This is a genomic window from Curtobacterium sp. MCBD17_021 (assembly GCF_003234525.1).
GTDB lineage: Bacteria > Actinomycetota > Actinomycetes > Actinomycetales > Microbacteriaceae > Curtobacterium.
The window spans coordinates 317,089-330,827 of sequence record NZ_QKTS01000002.1 but is presented as its reverse complement, the minus strand read 5'-3'; the positions used below and the strand labels follow the sequence as shown (position 1 = coordinate 330,827).

11 protein-coding genes are annotated in these 13,739 nt (G+C 71.7%); 7 read left to right on the top strand and 4 right to left on the bottom strand.

What is annotated here, in order from left to right; genetic code table 11:
* The 3 genes from DEI83_RS03400 to DEI83_RS16185 all read left to right on the top strand — a co-directional run bounded on the left by DEI83_RS03400 (nucleotide 1) and on the right by DEI83_RS16185 (nucleotide 3,197).
* The gene (locus tag DEI83_RS03400; protein WP_111080362.1) at nucleotides 1-495 is read left to right on the top strand and encodes a peptide deformylase; all 495 of its coding nucleotides are present in this window, start codon (nucleotides 1-3) and stop codon (nucleotides 493-495) included.
* Between the two features lie 189 nt (nucleotides 496-684).
* The gene (locus DEI83_RS03395) at nucleotides 685-2,907 is read left to right on the top strand and encodes a hypothetical protein (protein WP_146243224.1); all 2,223 of its coding nucleotides are present in this window, start codon (nucleotides 685-687) and stop codon (nucleotides 2,905-2,907) included.
* A gap of 158 nt (nucleotides 2,908-3,065) precedes the next feature.
* On the top strand, nucleotides 3,066-3,197 hold the full coding sequence (locus DEI83_RS16185; protein WP_258371039.1) for a hypothetical protein: 132 nt from the start codon (nucleotides 3,066-3,068) through the stop codon (nucleotides 3,195-3,197).
* 105 nt (nucleotides 3,198-3,302) lie between these two features.
* On the opposite strand, the gene DEI83_RS03390 is transcribed toward DEI83_RS16185, so the two are convergent.
* Nucleotides 3,303-5,189, bottom strand: a complete 1,887-nt coding sequence (locus tag DEI83_RS03390) for an AMP-dependent synthetase/ligase (protein WP_375334639.1) — start codon at nucleotides 5,187-5,189, stop codon at nucleotides 3,303-3,305.
* A 141-nt stretch (nucleotides 5,190-5,330) separates the two neighbouring features.
* On the opposite strand from DEI83_RS03390, the gene DEI83_RS03385 reads away from it, so the two are divergent.
* From DEI83_RS03385 to DEI83_RS03375, 3 genes are all read left to right on the top strand, one after another.
* Nucleotides 5,331-6,284 (top strand): ROK family glucokinase, encoded by a 954-nt coding sequence (locus tag DEI83_RS03385; RefSeq protein WP_111080435.1) that lies wholly within the window; start codon nucleotides 5,331-5,333, stop codon nucleotides 6,282-6,284.
* 28 nt (nucleotides 6,285-6,312) lie between these two features.
* A complete protein-coding gene (locus DEI83_RS03380; RefSeq protein WP_110889603.1) occupies nucleotides 6,313-7,038 on the top strand; it encodes a 1-acyl-sn-glycerol-3-phosphate acyltransferase in 726 nt (241 codons plus the stop codon).
* Between the two features lie 117 nt (nucleotides 7,039-7,155).
* Entirely contained in the window at nucleotides 7,156-8,499 is a 1,344-nt protein-coding gene (locus DEI83_RS03375) for a class II 3-deoxy-7-phosphoheptulonate synthase (RefSeq protein WP_111080434.1), read from the top strand.
* 25 nt (nucleotides 8,500-8,524) lie between these two features.
* Here DEI83_RS03375 and pknB read toward each other — a convergent pair whose 3' ends face one another.
* Together pknB and DEI83_RS03365 are read right to left on the bottom strand one after the other, a co-directional pair.
* Complete coding sequence (gene pknB / locus DEI83_RS03370) at nucleotides 8,525-10,567, bottom strand: Stk1 family PASTA domain-containing Ser/Thr kinase (RefSeq protein ID WP_111080433.1); 2,043 nt, start codon at nucleotides 10,565-10,567, stop codon at nucleotides 8,525-8,527.
* A 113-nt stretch (nucleotides 10,568-10,680) separates the two neighbouring features.
* On the bottom strand, nucleotides 10,681-11,922 hold the full coding sequence (locus tag DEI83_RS03365) for a LysM peptidoglycan-binding domain-containing protein (RefSeq protein ID WP_258371038.1): 1,242 nt from the start codon (nucleotides 11,920-11,922) through the stop codon (nucleotides 10,681-10,683).
* A 238-nt stretch (nucleotides 11,923-12,160) separates the two neighbouring features.
* Between DEI83_RS03365 and DEI83_RS03360 the strand changes: the two genes are divergently transcribed.
* Nucleotides 12,161-12,517, top strand: a complete 357-nt coding sequence (locus DEI83_RS03360) for an Rv2175c family DNA-binding protein (RefSeq protein WP_258371037.1) — start codon at nucleotides 12,161-12,163, stop codon at nucleotides 12,515-12,517.
* Between the two features lie 97 nt (nucleotides 12,518-12,614).
* On the opposite strand, the gene DEI83_RS03355 is transcribed toward DEI83_RS03360, so the two are convergent.
* Nucleotides 12,615-13,733, bottom strand: a complete 1,119-nt coding sequence (locus tag DEI83_RS03355) for a polyprenyl synthetase family protein (protein WP_111080359.1) — start codon at nucleotides 13,731-13,733, stop codon at nucleotides 12,615-12,617.
* Between the last annotated feature and the right edge of the window lie 6 nt (nucleotides 13,734-13,739).

Below are 13,739 nucleotides of genomic sequence, written 5' to 3'. Positions count from 1 at the left end.
GTGACCGTCCGTCCCATCCGCCTGTTCGGCGACCCCGTCCTCCGTTCGCCCGCCGACCCGGTCCGCATCGGGTCCGACGGAGTCCGCGAGCTCGTGCAGGACCTCATCGACACCGTCAAGGAACCCGGTCGTGCCGGCGTCGCGGCGCCACAGATCGGCGTCGGGCTCCGGGCCTTCTCGTACAACGTCGACGGCGAGGTCGGGTACGTCCTCAACCCGGAACTCGTCGAGACCGCTGGCGAGCCCGAGCTCATGGACGAGGGGTGCCTGTCGGTGCCCGGCCTGGCGTACCCCACGAAGCGGTTCCCGTACGCGAAGGTGCGCGGTGTCGACGTCGACGGCGCCGAGGTCGTGCTCGAGGGCACCGGCCTGATGGCGGAGGCACTGCAGCACGAGTGCGACCACCTCGACGGCACCGTCTACGTGATGACGCTCGACCCGGAGACCCGTCGTCACGCGCTCCGCGACATCCGCGCGCAGGACTGGTTCCACTAGGGCTCGACCGACCACTGCGCGCCGCGGATCGTCACGCTTCCGTTGCCGCCCTGGGCGTCGTAGGCTCCGGTCGACGGCCTCGTGCACTCCCGACGTGCCGCGCCCGGAACGGGGGCTCGGCGCGGCCGGGCCGTCTGCGTACCGTTGCCCCGTCCACAGGGCACCGGATGACCAGGCAGGGGACAGCACATGCACGACCACACTCCCATCTCGCGCGCCACACGACGAGCGTTGGCCGTCGCCACGGCCGTCGCGGTCGCGGCGGGTCTCGCCGTCGGCGTGACCGTCGGCTCACCGGGCCGCGCGACAGCGGCGCCCGCGAGCGAGTCCGAGGCCGCGGACTACGCCAGCGACGTCCACGGCGACGCCTGGGACTTCATCAACTCCTCGGACTTCAACACGGACTTCTCGGGGACCCCGGCTCGGGTCACGGGCGGCGCACTCAAGGTCGACCTCGCACCCGGCAACCGCCTGTTCATGGTGCACTCCATCTCGGGCAGCCTGGCGACCGGTCGGGACGGCGCGCGGCAGCCGGTGGACCCCGCGCGGTACTCGCGACTGACCTTCTCGATGGACCAGCCGCTCACGAAGCACATCGGCGCGGTCTACTGGTTCACCTGCCGTGAGCAGACCTCGGCCTGCGGCGGTGGGTTCACGTTCCCCATCGTGCAGGGCCCGCACGTGTACAGCTTCGACCTGACGGCGAAGTCGAACCTGCTCGCGAAGGTGCCGTGGCGATCGGCGAAGAAGGTGGTCTTCCGCGTCGACCCCGTGATCCTCGCCAACGGCTCCGGGAACACCGGGAAGCAGGCCAGCATCGACTGGATGCGCCTGCACGCCGCACCGGATGCGACGCACCCGCACGCGGGCATGCCGGCCGGGACCTACAGCGGGTACACGGTGACGCCGCGACCGCAGCTCGTCGTCGACAGCCCGAACCCGACACAGGGGCAGGACTACGCGACCGCCACGACCGGTCGGCCGTGGAACTTCACGTCGGCCGCGGCCACGTCGCGGGTCAGGTACTCGAACACGACGGTGTTGGCGCGCGACAGCCGTGGCATCACCGCCCGGAACAACGGCCCGCGGCAGAACGACCCGCAGGTGCACCTCCCGGTCTCCCGGCTCGCCGGCAGCACCTACCACCACCTGCAGTTCGACCTGACCTACGACGGCCCGTTCGACCTGTCCGGTTCGGCGGGCGGCGGCAAGATGGCGAGGGCGATCTGGAACGTCTCGGGCACCGGGACCCCGCAGATCAGCAACGACATCCTCACCTACTCGTCGGGCAACGCCGCCGAGACGACCGTCGACCTCACGGCGCAGAACCCGCTCGACGAGGACGCCATCGCGCCGAAGGCCGGCTGGGGTGGGCAGACGATCACCGGGCTGCGCTTCGACCCGAACGAGGACCCGGGCAAGGCGGTGTGGCACCTGAAGTCCGTGCACCTGCGCGCCGATCCGGCGGCGACCGGGTCGACGAACGTGACGTTCCACGACAACGCCTGGGTCGCGGGGAGCACGGCGGACGTCGCGGTGAGGACCGGCAGCGGCGGATGGCAGCGGATCGCATCGGGCGTGGCCGTGACGAAGGGGTCGAACACCGTGCCCTTCCGGCTCGGGTCACGGCCAGCCGGCAAGTACGCCGTCCAGGTGACGCTGCGTCACCCCGACGGCAGCTCGGACAGCGAGACCGCGAGCGCTCCCGTCGTGATGAAGGCGGGTGCCGCGGTGGACCCGGCGACGTCGCACGACCCGATCGGCAACTTCGAGCGCGGCACCGGCACCACGAGCGGCGTCACCTTGACCGGGTGGGCCTACGACCCCGACGCGAGCGCGGTGCAGGTCCGGGTGTACGACCGCACCTCGGGCTCCCGCTCGCTCGGCACGGTCACGACGTCGATCGCCCGGAGCGACGTCCGGCGTGCGCGTCCGGCTGCCCCGGCGAACAGCGGATGGTCGCTCACCGTGCCGCTCTCCGCCGGCTCGCACAAGATCTGCGCCTACGGCCTCAACACCGGTCCCGGCACGACCAACCCCCTGCTGGGCGCCTGCCGGCAGGTGACGGTGGGCGTGGACCGGTCACACGAGCCGGTCGGCCGCCTCGACACCGCGACCGTGGGCAGCGGCGGCGTCACCGTCACGGGCTGGGCGTACGACCCCGACACGCGCGATCCGCTCTCCGTCGCCTTCTACGACCGCACCTCGGGGTCGCGGAACCTCGGCCGGGTGTCGACCTCGGTGGCACGTCCGGACGTGGTCCGAGCGCACCCGGCAGCGCCGGCGAACTCCGGGTACACACGCACGATCGCCCTGTCGAAGGGCACCCACGAGCTCTGCACGTACGGCATCAACGTCGGGGCCGGGACGACCAACCCGCTGCTCGGGTGTCGGTCCGTCACCGTCCGCTGACGCGCGCTCCGGCACCACCGGTGACCGGGGCGGGGGACGCCCGTGGGGGACGGTCCGTGACACCCGGACGCGGGATTGTCGCGCTGTCCTGATCGCGAGGTACCGTGTTGCCCAGTCGGTCACCCGCCGGCGGTCCCCACTCACCCAGGACGAGCACGATGGCACCCCAGAACGACGAGCTCAGCTCGCACCGCACCCGCACCAACCGCCGCCCCGAGCAGGTCTCGACGAGCACCGCCGCGACCGCGGTCCTCGACCCGATCGACGCTCCTGAGGTCCCGCAGGCCTGATCCGTCCGGCCTGTCGCCGCCAGGCGACGCACTGGAGGCCCGTTACCCGTCTCATGGACAGGTGACGGGCCTCCAGGCGGTTGCGGGGTCCTGCGGACGCGGCGGTCAGTGCCGACGCCGCGACGGCACGACCGGCGTCGACGTGGTCTGCACCGCAGAGCCCGAGTAGATGTGTTCGATGTCGGCGGCGAAGTCGCGGAGCACGACCGACCGCTTGACGGTGAGCTTCGGCGTGAGGTGACCCGAGCCCTCCGTCAGCTCCACGTCCACGACCGAGAAGGACCGGATCGACTCGGCGCGGGACACGCGTCCGTTCGCGGCGTCCACCGCCTCCTGGACCGCCTGCTGCACGCGGTCGTCACGGGCGGCCTGGCCAGGGGTCAGCGCGGGCGTGATGCCGCGGGCCTCGCACCAGCCGGGGAGCATCTCGCGGTCGAGCGTGACGAGCGCGGCGACGAAGGGCTTGCCCTCGCCGACCACGACGACCTGGGCGACCAGCGGGTGCTCGCGGATGGCGTCCTCGAGCGGGGCCGGCGCGACGTTCTTGCCGCTCGCCGTGACGATGAGCTCCTTCGCCCGCCCGGTCACCGTGAGGACGCCGTCCGGGTCGAGCCGGCCGAGGTCGCCCGTACGGAACCAGCCGTCCCGGAACGCGGCGGCGGTCGCCTCCGGGTTCTGCCAGTAGCGGTCGAAGACGTCGACGCCACGGATGAGGATCTCCTGGTCGTCGGCGATCCGGACCTCGACGCCGGGGAGGGCCCGGCCGACGGTGCCGATCCGGAGCTCGGTGGCACGGTTCACGGTCGCCGGGGCGGTCGTCTCGGTGAGCCCGTACCCCTCGAGGATGTGCACGCCGATGGACCGGAAGAAGTGCGACAGACGGGGGGAGAGCGGCGCGGACCCGCTGATCGCGTAGCGGACCCGGCCGCCGAGCGCGTCCCGGAGCTTCGCGTACACGAGCTTGTCGAAGAGCCGGAAGCGCAGCGCGAGTCCGAACGGCACACGACCGGCGGCGACGGCCTCGGAGTGCGCGACGGCGGTGGCGGCGGCGGCACGGAAGACCCGGCCCTTGCCGCCGAGGTCGGCCTTCTGCTCCGACGAGTTGTAGATCTTCTCGAAGACCCGGGGGACGGCGAGCAGGAAGGTCGGCTTGAAGGTCGACACCGCCTTGAGCAGGTCCTTCGTGTCCGGTTCGTGCCCGACGAGCACCCCGGCCGAGACGGACATCGCCGCGATGAACCGGGCGAAGACGTGGGCCATCGGGATGAAGAGGAGCGTGGACGCATCGCCTGAGACGACCTCGGACATCGCCTCGGTGGAGTTCTCGACCGTGGCGGTGAAGTTGTCGTGCCGGAGCACACAGCCCTTCGGCCGACCGGTCGTGCCCGAGGTGTAGATGATCGTCGCGTCGTCACGGCCCGAGACCGTGGCGGTCCGACCGTCCAGTTCCGCGTCGCTGACGTCCTCGCCGAGCCGGACCAGGTCGTCGAGGCCGCCGCCGTCGATCGTCCAGTGCTGGCCGAGGTGCGGCAGGTCGGGGGCGATGCCCGCGACACGACGAGCGTGCTCCTCCTTCTCCACCACGATCGCGACGGACTCGGAGTCGGACAGGATGTGCCGGATCTGGTCGGGCGCGCTCGTCTCGTACACCGGGACGGACACCAACCCCGCGGTCCAGACCGCGAAGTCGACGAGCGTCCACTCCATCCGGGTCCGCGACAGGATCGCGACGTGGGCGCCCGGTTGCAGGCCCGCGGCCACGAAGCCCTTCGCGATGCCACGGACGCGAGCCAGGACGTCGGCGGCGCTGATGCCGATCCAGGTGTCACCGGTGCGCTCGGCGAGGATCGGGCGGTCCGGGGTGAGCCGCGCCCGGTCGGAGAGCAGGCGCGCCGCCGAGCCGTGGTCGGCAGCGACCGGGCCGGTGTCGTGTTCGGCGGGTGTCCCGCCCCTGCTGGTGGACGTGGTGCGGTCGGCACGCTGATCGGTCACGGCAACTCCCTCGTCGGCCGGTTCGATGTGAGTCCGCTCATCGTCGAGTCGGCTCACACTCAGCATAGGACGACTCCTCCCGAGTTCGGTGAGCGTCCGACCGTTCGGTGCGCACGCGTCGACCCGGTAGGCTCCATGTTCGTGCATGCCATCGGAATCGACATCGGGGGCACCAAGATCGCGGGAGCGGTCGTCACGGAGCTCGGCGAGATCCTCGCCGAGGACCGCGTCGCCACGAACGCTGCGGACCCGATCGCCATGCTCGACGACGTCGTGTCGATGGTCGAGCGCCTCAGACCCCAGCACCAGGTCGGTGCGGTGGGGGTCGCGGCGCCGGGCTTCATCGACGCCTCGCAGTCGATCGTCTACTACACGCCGAACATCCGGTGGCGGAACGAACCGCTCCGCCAGAAGCTGCAGGAGCGCCTGGGCGACCTGCACATCACGGTCGACAACGACGCGAACGCCGCCGGCTGGGCCGAGTTCCGCTTCGGCGCCGGCCGTCTGGTGTCCGACATGACCATGCTCACCATCGGCACCGGGGTCGGTGGCGCGATCGTCACCGAGGACCGCCTGTTCCGGGGCGGGTTCGGCACCGGCGGCGAGATCGGCCACCTGCGCATCGTCCCGAACGGCCTGCCGTGCGGGTGCGGCGCCCGCGGCTGCATCGAGCAGTACGGCTCCGGTCGCGCGCTGCAGCGGATGGCGAACGACGTCGCGGACGCCGGCGGCATCGGCGTGGCGTTGGCCGAGGCCCGTGACGCGAACGGCGGGCACCTCGACGGCGCGGTCGTCGGGGACCTCATCCTCGCCGACGACCCTGGCGCCCTCGCGGCACTCCGCCGCCTCGGTCGGCACCTGGGCGAGGCGTGTGCGTCGCTGTCCGCGGTGCTCGACCCGCAGCTGTTCGTCTTCGGTGGCGGGGTCGCGAGCGCGGGGGACCGGCTGCTCGAACCGATCAAGCAGGCGTACCTCAACAACCTGCCGGCGCGTGGATACCACCCGGAGCCCGACTTCGTCATCGCCGAGCTCGTCAACGACGCCGGCGTGGTCGGAGCCGCCGACCTCGCCCGCATCCACGCCCGCACGGCCTGACCCGCACCCCCACCCGACGGAGTCGACGATGCTCTACTGGCTGCTGAAGAACTTCGTGCTCGGCCCGCTCATCCTGACGCTGTTCCGACCGTGGGTGATCGGACGCGAGAACGTCCCCCGCTCCGGCCCGGTCATCTTCGCCTCGAACCACGTGTCGTTCATCGACTCGGTGATCCTGCCCGCCGTGCTCGACCGGCGGATGTCGTTCCTCGCCAAGAGCGACTACTTCACCGGACGCGGGCTCAAGGGCTGGGCGACGAAGACGTTCTTCAACGCCATCGGTCAGCTGCCCATCGACCGCTCCGGCGGCAAGGCGTCCGAGGCGTCGCTCCGCACCGGGCTGCAGGTCCTGGCCCGCGGCGAGCAGCTCGGCATCTACCCCGAGGGCACCCGCAGCCCGGACGGCAAGCTGTACCGCGGCCGGACCGGCATCGCCCGGATGGTGCTCGAGGGTCGCGTCGTCGTCGTGCCCGTCGCCATGGTCGGCACCCGCGAGGTCCAGCAGATCGGCCAGAAGTTCCCGAAGTTCAAGCGGGTGGGCGTCGTCTTCGGCAAGCCGCTGGACTTCTCGCGCTTCGAGGGGCTCGAGACCGACCGGTTCATCCTCCGGAGCGTCACGGACGAGATCATGCACGAGCTCCGCGGCCTGAGCCGGCAGGAGTACGAGGACGTCTACGCGACGAGCGTCAAGGAGCGCGCGACGACCGCACGCGAGACCGTCATGCGGGAGCGTCGGGTCACCCCCGGACGGTAGGCTCGGACAGTCCCGCAACCGCCGGGGCGCCGTCCGCGTGACGGCCGCGTGCGACCAGAACACCGAGGTGCAGCCTTGTCCGAGTCGATCGACTCCCTCACCCTGCAGGATCCGGACGTGATCGAGGGCCTCGACCACTGGCGCACGCTCCCGATCAAGCAGCAGCCGACGTGGCCGGACCCCACCGCTGCCGAGGCCGCCTCCGCCGAGATCGCCACGCTGCCGCCGCTCGTGTTCGCGGGTGAGGTCGACCAGCTGCGCGACCGTCTGGCCGCCGCCGCCCAGGGCAAGGCGTTCCTGCTGCAGGGCGGCGACTGCGCCGAGACCTTCGCCGGGGCGACCGCCGACTCCATCCGTGACCGGGTGAAGACGATCCTGCAGATGGCCGTCGTGCTGACCTACGGTGCGTCGACGCCGGTCATCAAGATGGGCCGGATGGCGGGACAGTTCGCCAAGCCGCGTTCGAGCGACTTCGAGACACGCGGGGACGTGACCCTGCCGGCGTACCGTGGTGACATCGTCAACGGCTACGACTTCACCCCGGAGTCCCGACAGGCCGACCCGCGTCGCCTGGTGCAGGGCTACCACACGGCCGCGTCGACGCTGAACCTCGTCCGCGCCTTCACGCAGGGCGGGTTCGCGGACCTGCGCCAGGTGCACTCGTGGAACAAGGGCTTCGCCGCCAACCCGGCGAACGCGCGTTACGAGAACCTCGCGGCCGAGATCGACCGTGCGATCCAGTTCATGGCGGCCTGCGGCGCGGACTTCGAGGCCCTCAAGCACGTCGAGTTCTACGCCTCGCACGAGGGCCTGCTCATGGACTACGAGCGCCCGATGACCCGCATCGACTCGCGCTCCGGCCAGGCGTACGACACGTCCGGTCACTTCATCTGGATCGGGGAGCGCACCCGCGACCTCGACGGAGCGCACGTCGACTTCCTGTCGCGCGTCCGGAACCCGATCGGCGTCAAGCTCGGTCCGACCACCACGGTCGCCGACATGGAAGCACTCATCGAGAAGCTCGACCCGGAGCGCGAACCGGGCCGTCTGACGTTCATCACCCGCATGGGTGCCGGCAAGATCCGCGACGAGCTGCCGAAGCTGCTCGAGGCGGTCAAGGGCATGGACGCGAACCCGCTCTGGGTGACGGACCCGATGCACGGCAACGGCCTCACCACGCCGAACGGGTACAAGACCCGCCGGTTCGACGACGTCGTGGACGAGGTCGTCGGGTTCTTCGAGGTGCACCGCGCGGTCGGCACGTACCCTGGCGGCATGCACGTCGAGCTCACGGGCGACGACGTGACGGAGTGCCTGGGCGGTTCCGAGCACATCGACGAGGCGACCCTGGCCACCCGCTACGAGTCGCTCTGCGACCCGCGGCTCAACCACATGCAGTCCCTCGAACTCGCATTCCTGGTGGCCGAGGAGCTCCGCGCGCACCCCTCCGTCGCCCGCTGACGGCCGTCCTGCGGCCGGGCTGCGCCTACTGCTGGTAGGTGAGGGTGACGGTGTCACCCTTGTGCACCGTCGTCCCGGGGGCGGGGTCGGTGGACCGGACGGGGAGCTTGCTCTCCCAGTCGTAGAAGCCACAGAGGATGTTGGTGCAGTCGGGGTAGGTCACCTCGAGGCCGCTCGCCTCGAGGGTCGCCCGCGCCTCGTCGATCGTCGCCCCGCGGACGTCCGGCAGGGCGATCGGGACCGGCCCGTCCGAGACGACGACGTCGACGGCGGTGCCCTCCACGGCGGGGTCGGCGGCGGGGGTGGCCGAGATGACCTGACCAGCGGGCACCGTGTCGCTGAACTGCCGTGCCTGGGCGCCCAGTGCCAGGCCGACGCCCTCGAGCGTGGCCCTGGCGTCGTCGACGGTCTTCCCGGTGACGTCCGGAACGGCCCCGAGTGACACGGTGAGTGCCACGGGTGCCCCCTCGGGGTACTGCTCCACGGTGGTGAGGTCCACCGGACCGTCGTCACCACGTCCGGTCGCCGCGATCACCGTGTCGGCGCCGACGTCAGCCGAGAACTGGTACCGGACGTCCTGCAGGTCGAAGTCGTCGTCGAGCGCCGCCTGCGCGGTGGTGACCGACTGGCCGACGATCGCGGGCAGGGCGATCATCCGCGGACCGCTCGAGACGACGATGCGGATCGCGGTGCCCTTGCGCACGGTCCGGTCGGCCGGCGGCTGCGTCGCGGTGACCAGGCCGGCCTCGATGGTCCGGTCCGGCTCGCTCCGGGTCGCGGCGGCGGCCTGCAGGCCGTTGGAGGCGAGCACCTGCCGGACCTGCTGCACGGTCTTGCCGGCGACGGCGGGGATCCGGACGTTGCCGCCGGGGCCCGGCCCGTACCAAGCGGCGATCCCGGCGCCGACGAGCGCGAGGACGACGACGACGACGAGGGCGGTCCAGCCGCGCTTGCGCCGCTTGGCGGACTTGTCGGCGAGGCGCTGCCCGGCCGGGGAGAGCGTCGCGGCGACCGCGCCGGTCCGTCGGGGCCCCGGAGCGGAACGGCCACCCGGGCGGCGTGACGGGGTCTCCTGCGTGCCGCGGCGGTCGAGGACGGTGGTGTCGTGCTCGCTCGCGTCCTCGACGTCGTCGTCGCCGAACGCCACGGCCCCGGCGCTGCCACCGGACGGGAGGATCGCGGTCGCGTTCTCGGGGCGCAGCACGGCCGTGCGGTACTGCCCGGTCGCACGCTGCTGCGCGCCGGCCATGTGGTCGAGCATCTCGCGGGCGTCGCGGGGGCGGTCACGGGGGTCCCTGGCGGTGGCCCAGGCGACGAGGTCGTCGAGTTCGGACGGGACACCGGGCAGCGCGGCACTGGGCGGGGGGACGGTGTCGTTCGCGTGCTGGTAGGCGATCTGCATCGGCTGTTCGCCCTTGTAGGGCTGTTCGCCGGTGAGCATCTCGTAGAGCATGATGCCGAGCGCGTAGATGTCGCTGCGCGAGTCGGCTGCCCCGCGGGTGACGAGTTCGGGGGAGAGGTAGGCGATGGTGCCGAGCAGCGCCGCACCGGTGGCCGTGTTGGCGGTGGTGGCACGGGCGAGTCCGAAGTCGCCGAGCTTGATCCGGCCGTCGTCGGCGAGCAGCACGTTCTCGGGCTTGAGGTCGCGGTGCACGATCCCGGCGCGGTGCGCGGAGGCCAGACCGGCGAGCACGGCACGCAGGATGTCGGTCGCCTGCTCCGGGGTGAGCGCCCGGTGCTCCTGCAGGAGGTCGCGGAGCGTGATGCCCGGGATGTATTCCATGACGATGTACACGCAGTCGTCCTCGGCGCCCTGGTCGTAGACGCCCACGAGGTTCGGGTGCGAGAGCCGCGCGGCCGAACGGGCCTCCTGGATGAAGCGCTCCCGGAAGGCCTGGTCGTCGGCGAGGTGGCCGTGCATGATCTTGACCGCGACGCGGCGCTCGAGACGCACGTCGGTGGCGAGGTACACCGTCGCCATGCCCCCACGCGCGATGCGGGAGCGCACGCGGTACCGCTGATCGATCATGCGACCGATCATCGGGTCCGTGGCGGCGTTCGTGGTCATCTGCGGCATTCTACGAAGCGGCGCGGCGGACGGCTGCACCGGCGCTCCGGTCGTTACACGATCTCGACCGGAGGGATGACCCGGGCGACGCGGTCAGACCCGGTGGAGTCGGCTCAGAGCGAGCGCAACCAGGTGGTGGCCGACTGCTCCCACTGGGCGTACGCCTTCGGGTAGGCCGACAGCTGTACGGCCTGCGCGGCCTCGGTGACGCTCATCGACGACCATCCGGGGATGTCGAGGAGCCCCCGGGTGACACCGGCGTTCGGGTTCCGCGACCCGCCGAAGAACAGCTCGGTGGCGTAGGCGGTGTCCTGGAGCTGCCCGGGCGTCCCCCAGCCCTGGCTCGGCCGCTGCTGGAAGAGCCCGACGGAGTCGCGGTCGCCGTGCGCGAGGTTGCGCAGGCTCGACTCCTGCATGGCGGTCGCCAGCGCGATGACGAGCCCGCGGTCGGACACGCCGAGGGAACGTCCGACGCGGACGATCGTCGCGGCGTTCGTGCGCTGCTCGCTCGTCAGGGACGGGCCGCTCGTCGGCAGGACCAGGGTGCCGCCGGCGTAGATCGTGCTCGTGTAGGTCAGGCCGTTCGCGGCGAGGAGCGACGCGACGGACACCCCGTGCGTCGTCGCGACCGAGGCGATGGTGTCACCGTTGCCGATGGTGACCGAGCCGCCGCGCGAGACCGCAGCGGACGTGGTCGGAGCGCCGGGGGACGCGACCGCCGGTCCTGCGGTGGTCGACGTCTTCGGGGTGCTGGCCGTGCCCGCGGGGACCTTGAGGCTCTGCCCGGGGTAGATGACGCTGCGCTGGGACAGGTCGTTCGCGGTGAGGAGTGCAGCGGTCGGGACGCCGACCTTCGCGGCGATGCCGGACACCGTGTCGCCCTGCTTGACGTGGTAGCTCGCCGTGCTGGCGGTCGTCGACACCGCCGCGCCGACCGGGGTCGAGGCGAGGCGCAGCGTCTGACCGGCGTGGATGATCGTGTTCCAGCCGAGGCCGTTGCGGACGAGGATCTCCTGTGCGGAGAGGCCGTACCGGGCCGCGATGCCGGAGACGGTGTCGCCCTGCTGCACCGTGTACGTGGTGGGGGTGGCGGTGCGCGTCGCGGCGACGGTGGTGGCGACCGGCGTCGAGGGCCGAGCCACGGCGGTCCCGAACACCGGGCGCGACCCGACGTTCCGGTCCTCGTCCACGTGACGCCCGCCGGCCTGGTCGTCGTGGCGCTGGTCGGCGTGCGCGATCGGTCCGGTGAGCCCGGCGGTCACGGCGATCGTGCCGGCCAGGACGATCGGCATCGTCGCGAAGCGCGCCGAGCGGATGCGGCGAGCCGCCTCGTCTGCGGTCGTGTCCCTGTCCACGGTCGTTCTCCTGTCTCCGCACGTCGTCGGCACGGGGTGGGTCTGGCGGCCGTGCGCGCACGCACGGCACGCACAGGTGACCACACGCTGACATGCTGTGAATCCCAAGTCAACCAGAGAGTCGGATGTTGTGCGTGTGACTGATGTGACATCAGTGGTCGTCCTGGCGCAGGCCACGGTGGTCCTCGAGGCGGCCCGGTGCTGTGCGCGCCCGTCGGCCTCTGGCACGATGGACCTCGTGAGTGCCACCCTTCCCGGAGACGACGCCCTGTCCGAACGTTGGTTGACCGTGCCCGACCTGGTCGACCTGCTGGGGGTGAGCCCCGGCCGAGTCCACCGTCTGTTCGAGCAGCGCACCCTGCTGCCCGCCCGCGTCGACGGCGTGCTCCGCGTGCCGGTCGAGTTCCTCGAGGACGACGAACCGCTGCCCGAACTCCGCGGGACCCTCATCGTGCTCGGTGACAACGGTTTCACCGACGACGAGGCCGTCCGCTGGATGCTCACCGTCGACGACTCCATGGGCACGACGCCCATCGCCGCGCTCCGCGCCGGACGCAAGGCGGAAGTGCGCCGCGTGGCGCAGTCGCTGCTGTAGGCACAGCGCGCAGTCGCTGCTGTCGGCACAGCGGGCAGTCGCTGCTGTAGGCGCAGCGCGCAGTCGCTGCTGTCGGCGCAGCGAGCAGTCGTTCCGCTCAGGAGGCCCGGCGGCTGACGGTGTCGGCGAGGGCCGCGAGCTGTTCACGTGCCGACGGGGTGAGCGGGGCGGCGTCGAGTGCGGCCTTGGCGCGCTGGACGTGCCGGTCGATCGACCGTTCGACCGCGCTGACCGCGCCGGACTCGGTGAGCGTCGCGCGCAGCATCTGCACCTGGTCGTCGTCGAGGTCCGGGTCGCCGAGCAGCTCGTCGAGGAGCTGGCGTGCCCCGACCGGCAGCGCCTTCCGGGCGGTGGCCACGAGGACGGTGCGCTTGCCCTCGCGGAGGTCGTCGCCCGCGGGCTTGCCGGTCACCTCCGGGTCGCCGAAGACCCCGAGCATGTCGTCGCGCAGCTGGTAGGCGACGCCCAGGGGGAGGCCGAACGAGCGCAGGCCGTCGAGCTGGTTCTCGCCCGCGCCGGCGATGAGGGCGCCGATGAGGAGCGGTGCTTCGACGGAGTACTTGGCGGACTTGAAGACGATGACGCGCTGGGCGCGGACGAGCTGTTCGGCGTCGTCCACCGTCGGCCAGGCGGTCTCCTCGTGGATGTCGAGGTACTGACCGGCCGTGACCTCGAGCCGCATCGCGTGGAACTCCTGGCGGACGATGCGCGCCCGCACCGGGTCGAGGAGTGCGAGGGCCTCGTCGAAGACCGCGTCGCTCAGCGAGAGCAGCAGGTCACCGAGGAGGAGGGCGGCGTTCGTGCCGTAGAGCGCACGGTCGCCCACCCAGCCGGACTCGGCGTGCAGCGACTCGTAACGGCGGTGCGCGGCGGGACGCCCGCGCCGGGTGTCCGAGCGGTCCATGATGTCGTCGTGCACGAGGGCCGCGGCGTGGAAGACCTCGAGTGCGGCGGCGGCGGTGACGACGGCCTCCGCGGTGGTCTGGCGTGAGCCCTCGGACAGCGGGTCGAACGACCCCGACCGGCCGGCGACGGACTGCCAGCCCCAGTAGCAGAACAGGGCCCGGAAGCGCTTGCCGCCGGCGAGCAGGTCGCGGGCGAACGTGTCGAACGGGAGCAGGTCCGGACTGATCGCCGCGAGGCGGTCGCGCTGCTCGTCGAGAGCCCGATCGATCCGCGCCGAGACGAGGTCCACTAATCGCGTACTCTCAGCCACGGTCCT

What these genes read in the sequence shown, in the direction of transcription:
- pknB (WP_111080433.1), bottom strand. Translation starts at nt 10,567, where the DNA reads ATGACCACGAACGCCGCCACGGACCCGATGATCGGTCGCATGATCGAT.
- DEI83_RS03395 (WP_146243224.1), top strand. Translation starts at nt 685, where the DNA reads ATGCACGACCACACTCCCATCTCGCGCGCCACACGACGAGCGTTGGCC.
- DEI83_RS03380 (WP_110889603.1), top strand. Translation starts at nt 6,313, where the DNA reads ATGCTCTACTGGCTGCTGAAGAACTTCGTGCTCGGCCCGCTCATCCTG.
- DEI83_RS16185 (WP_258371039.1), top strand. Translation starts at nt 3,066, where the DNA reads ATGGCACCCCAGAACGACGAGCTCAGCTCGCACCGCACCCGCACCAAC.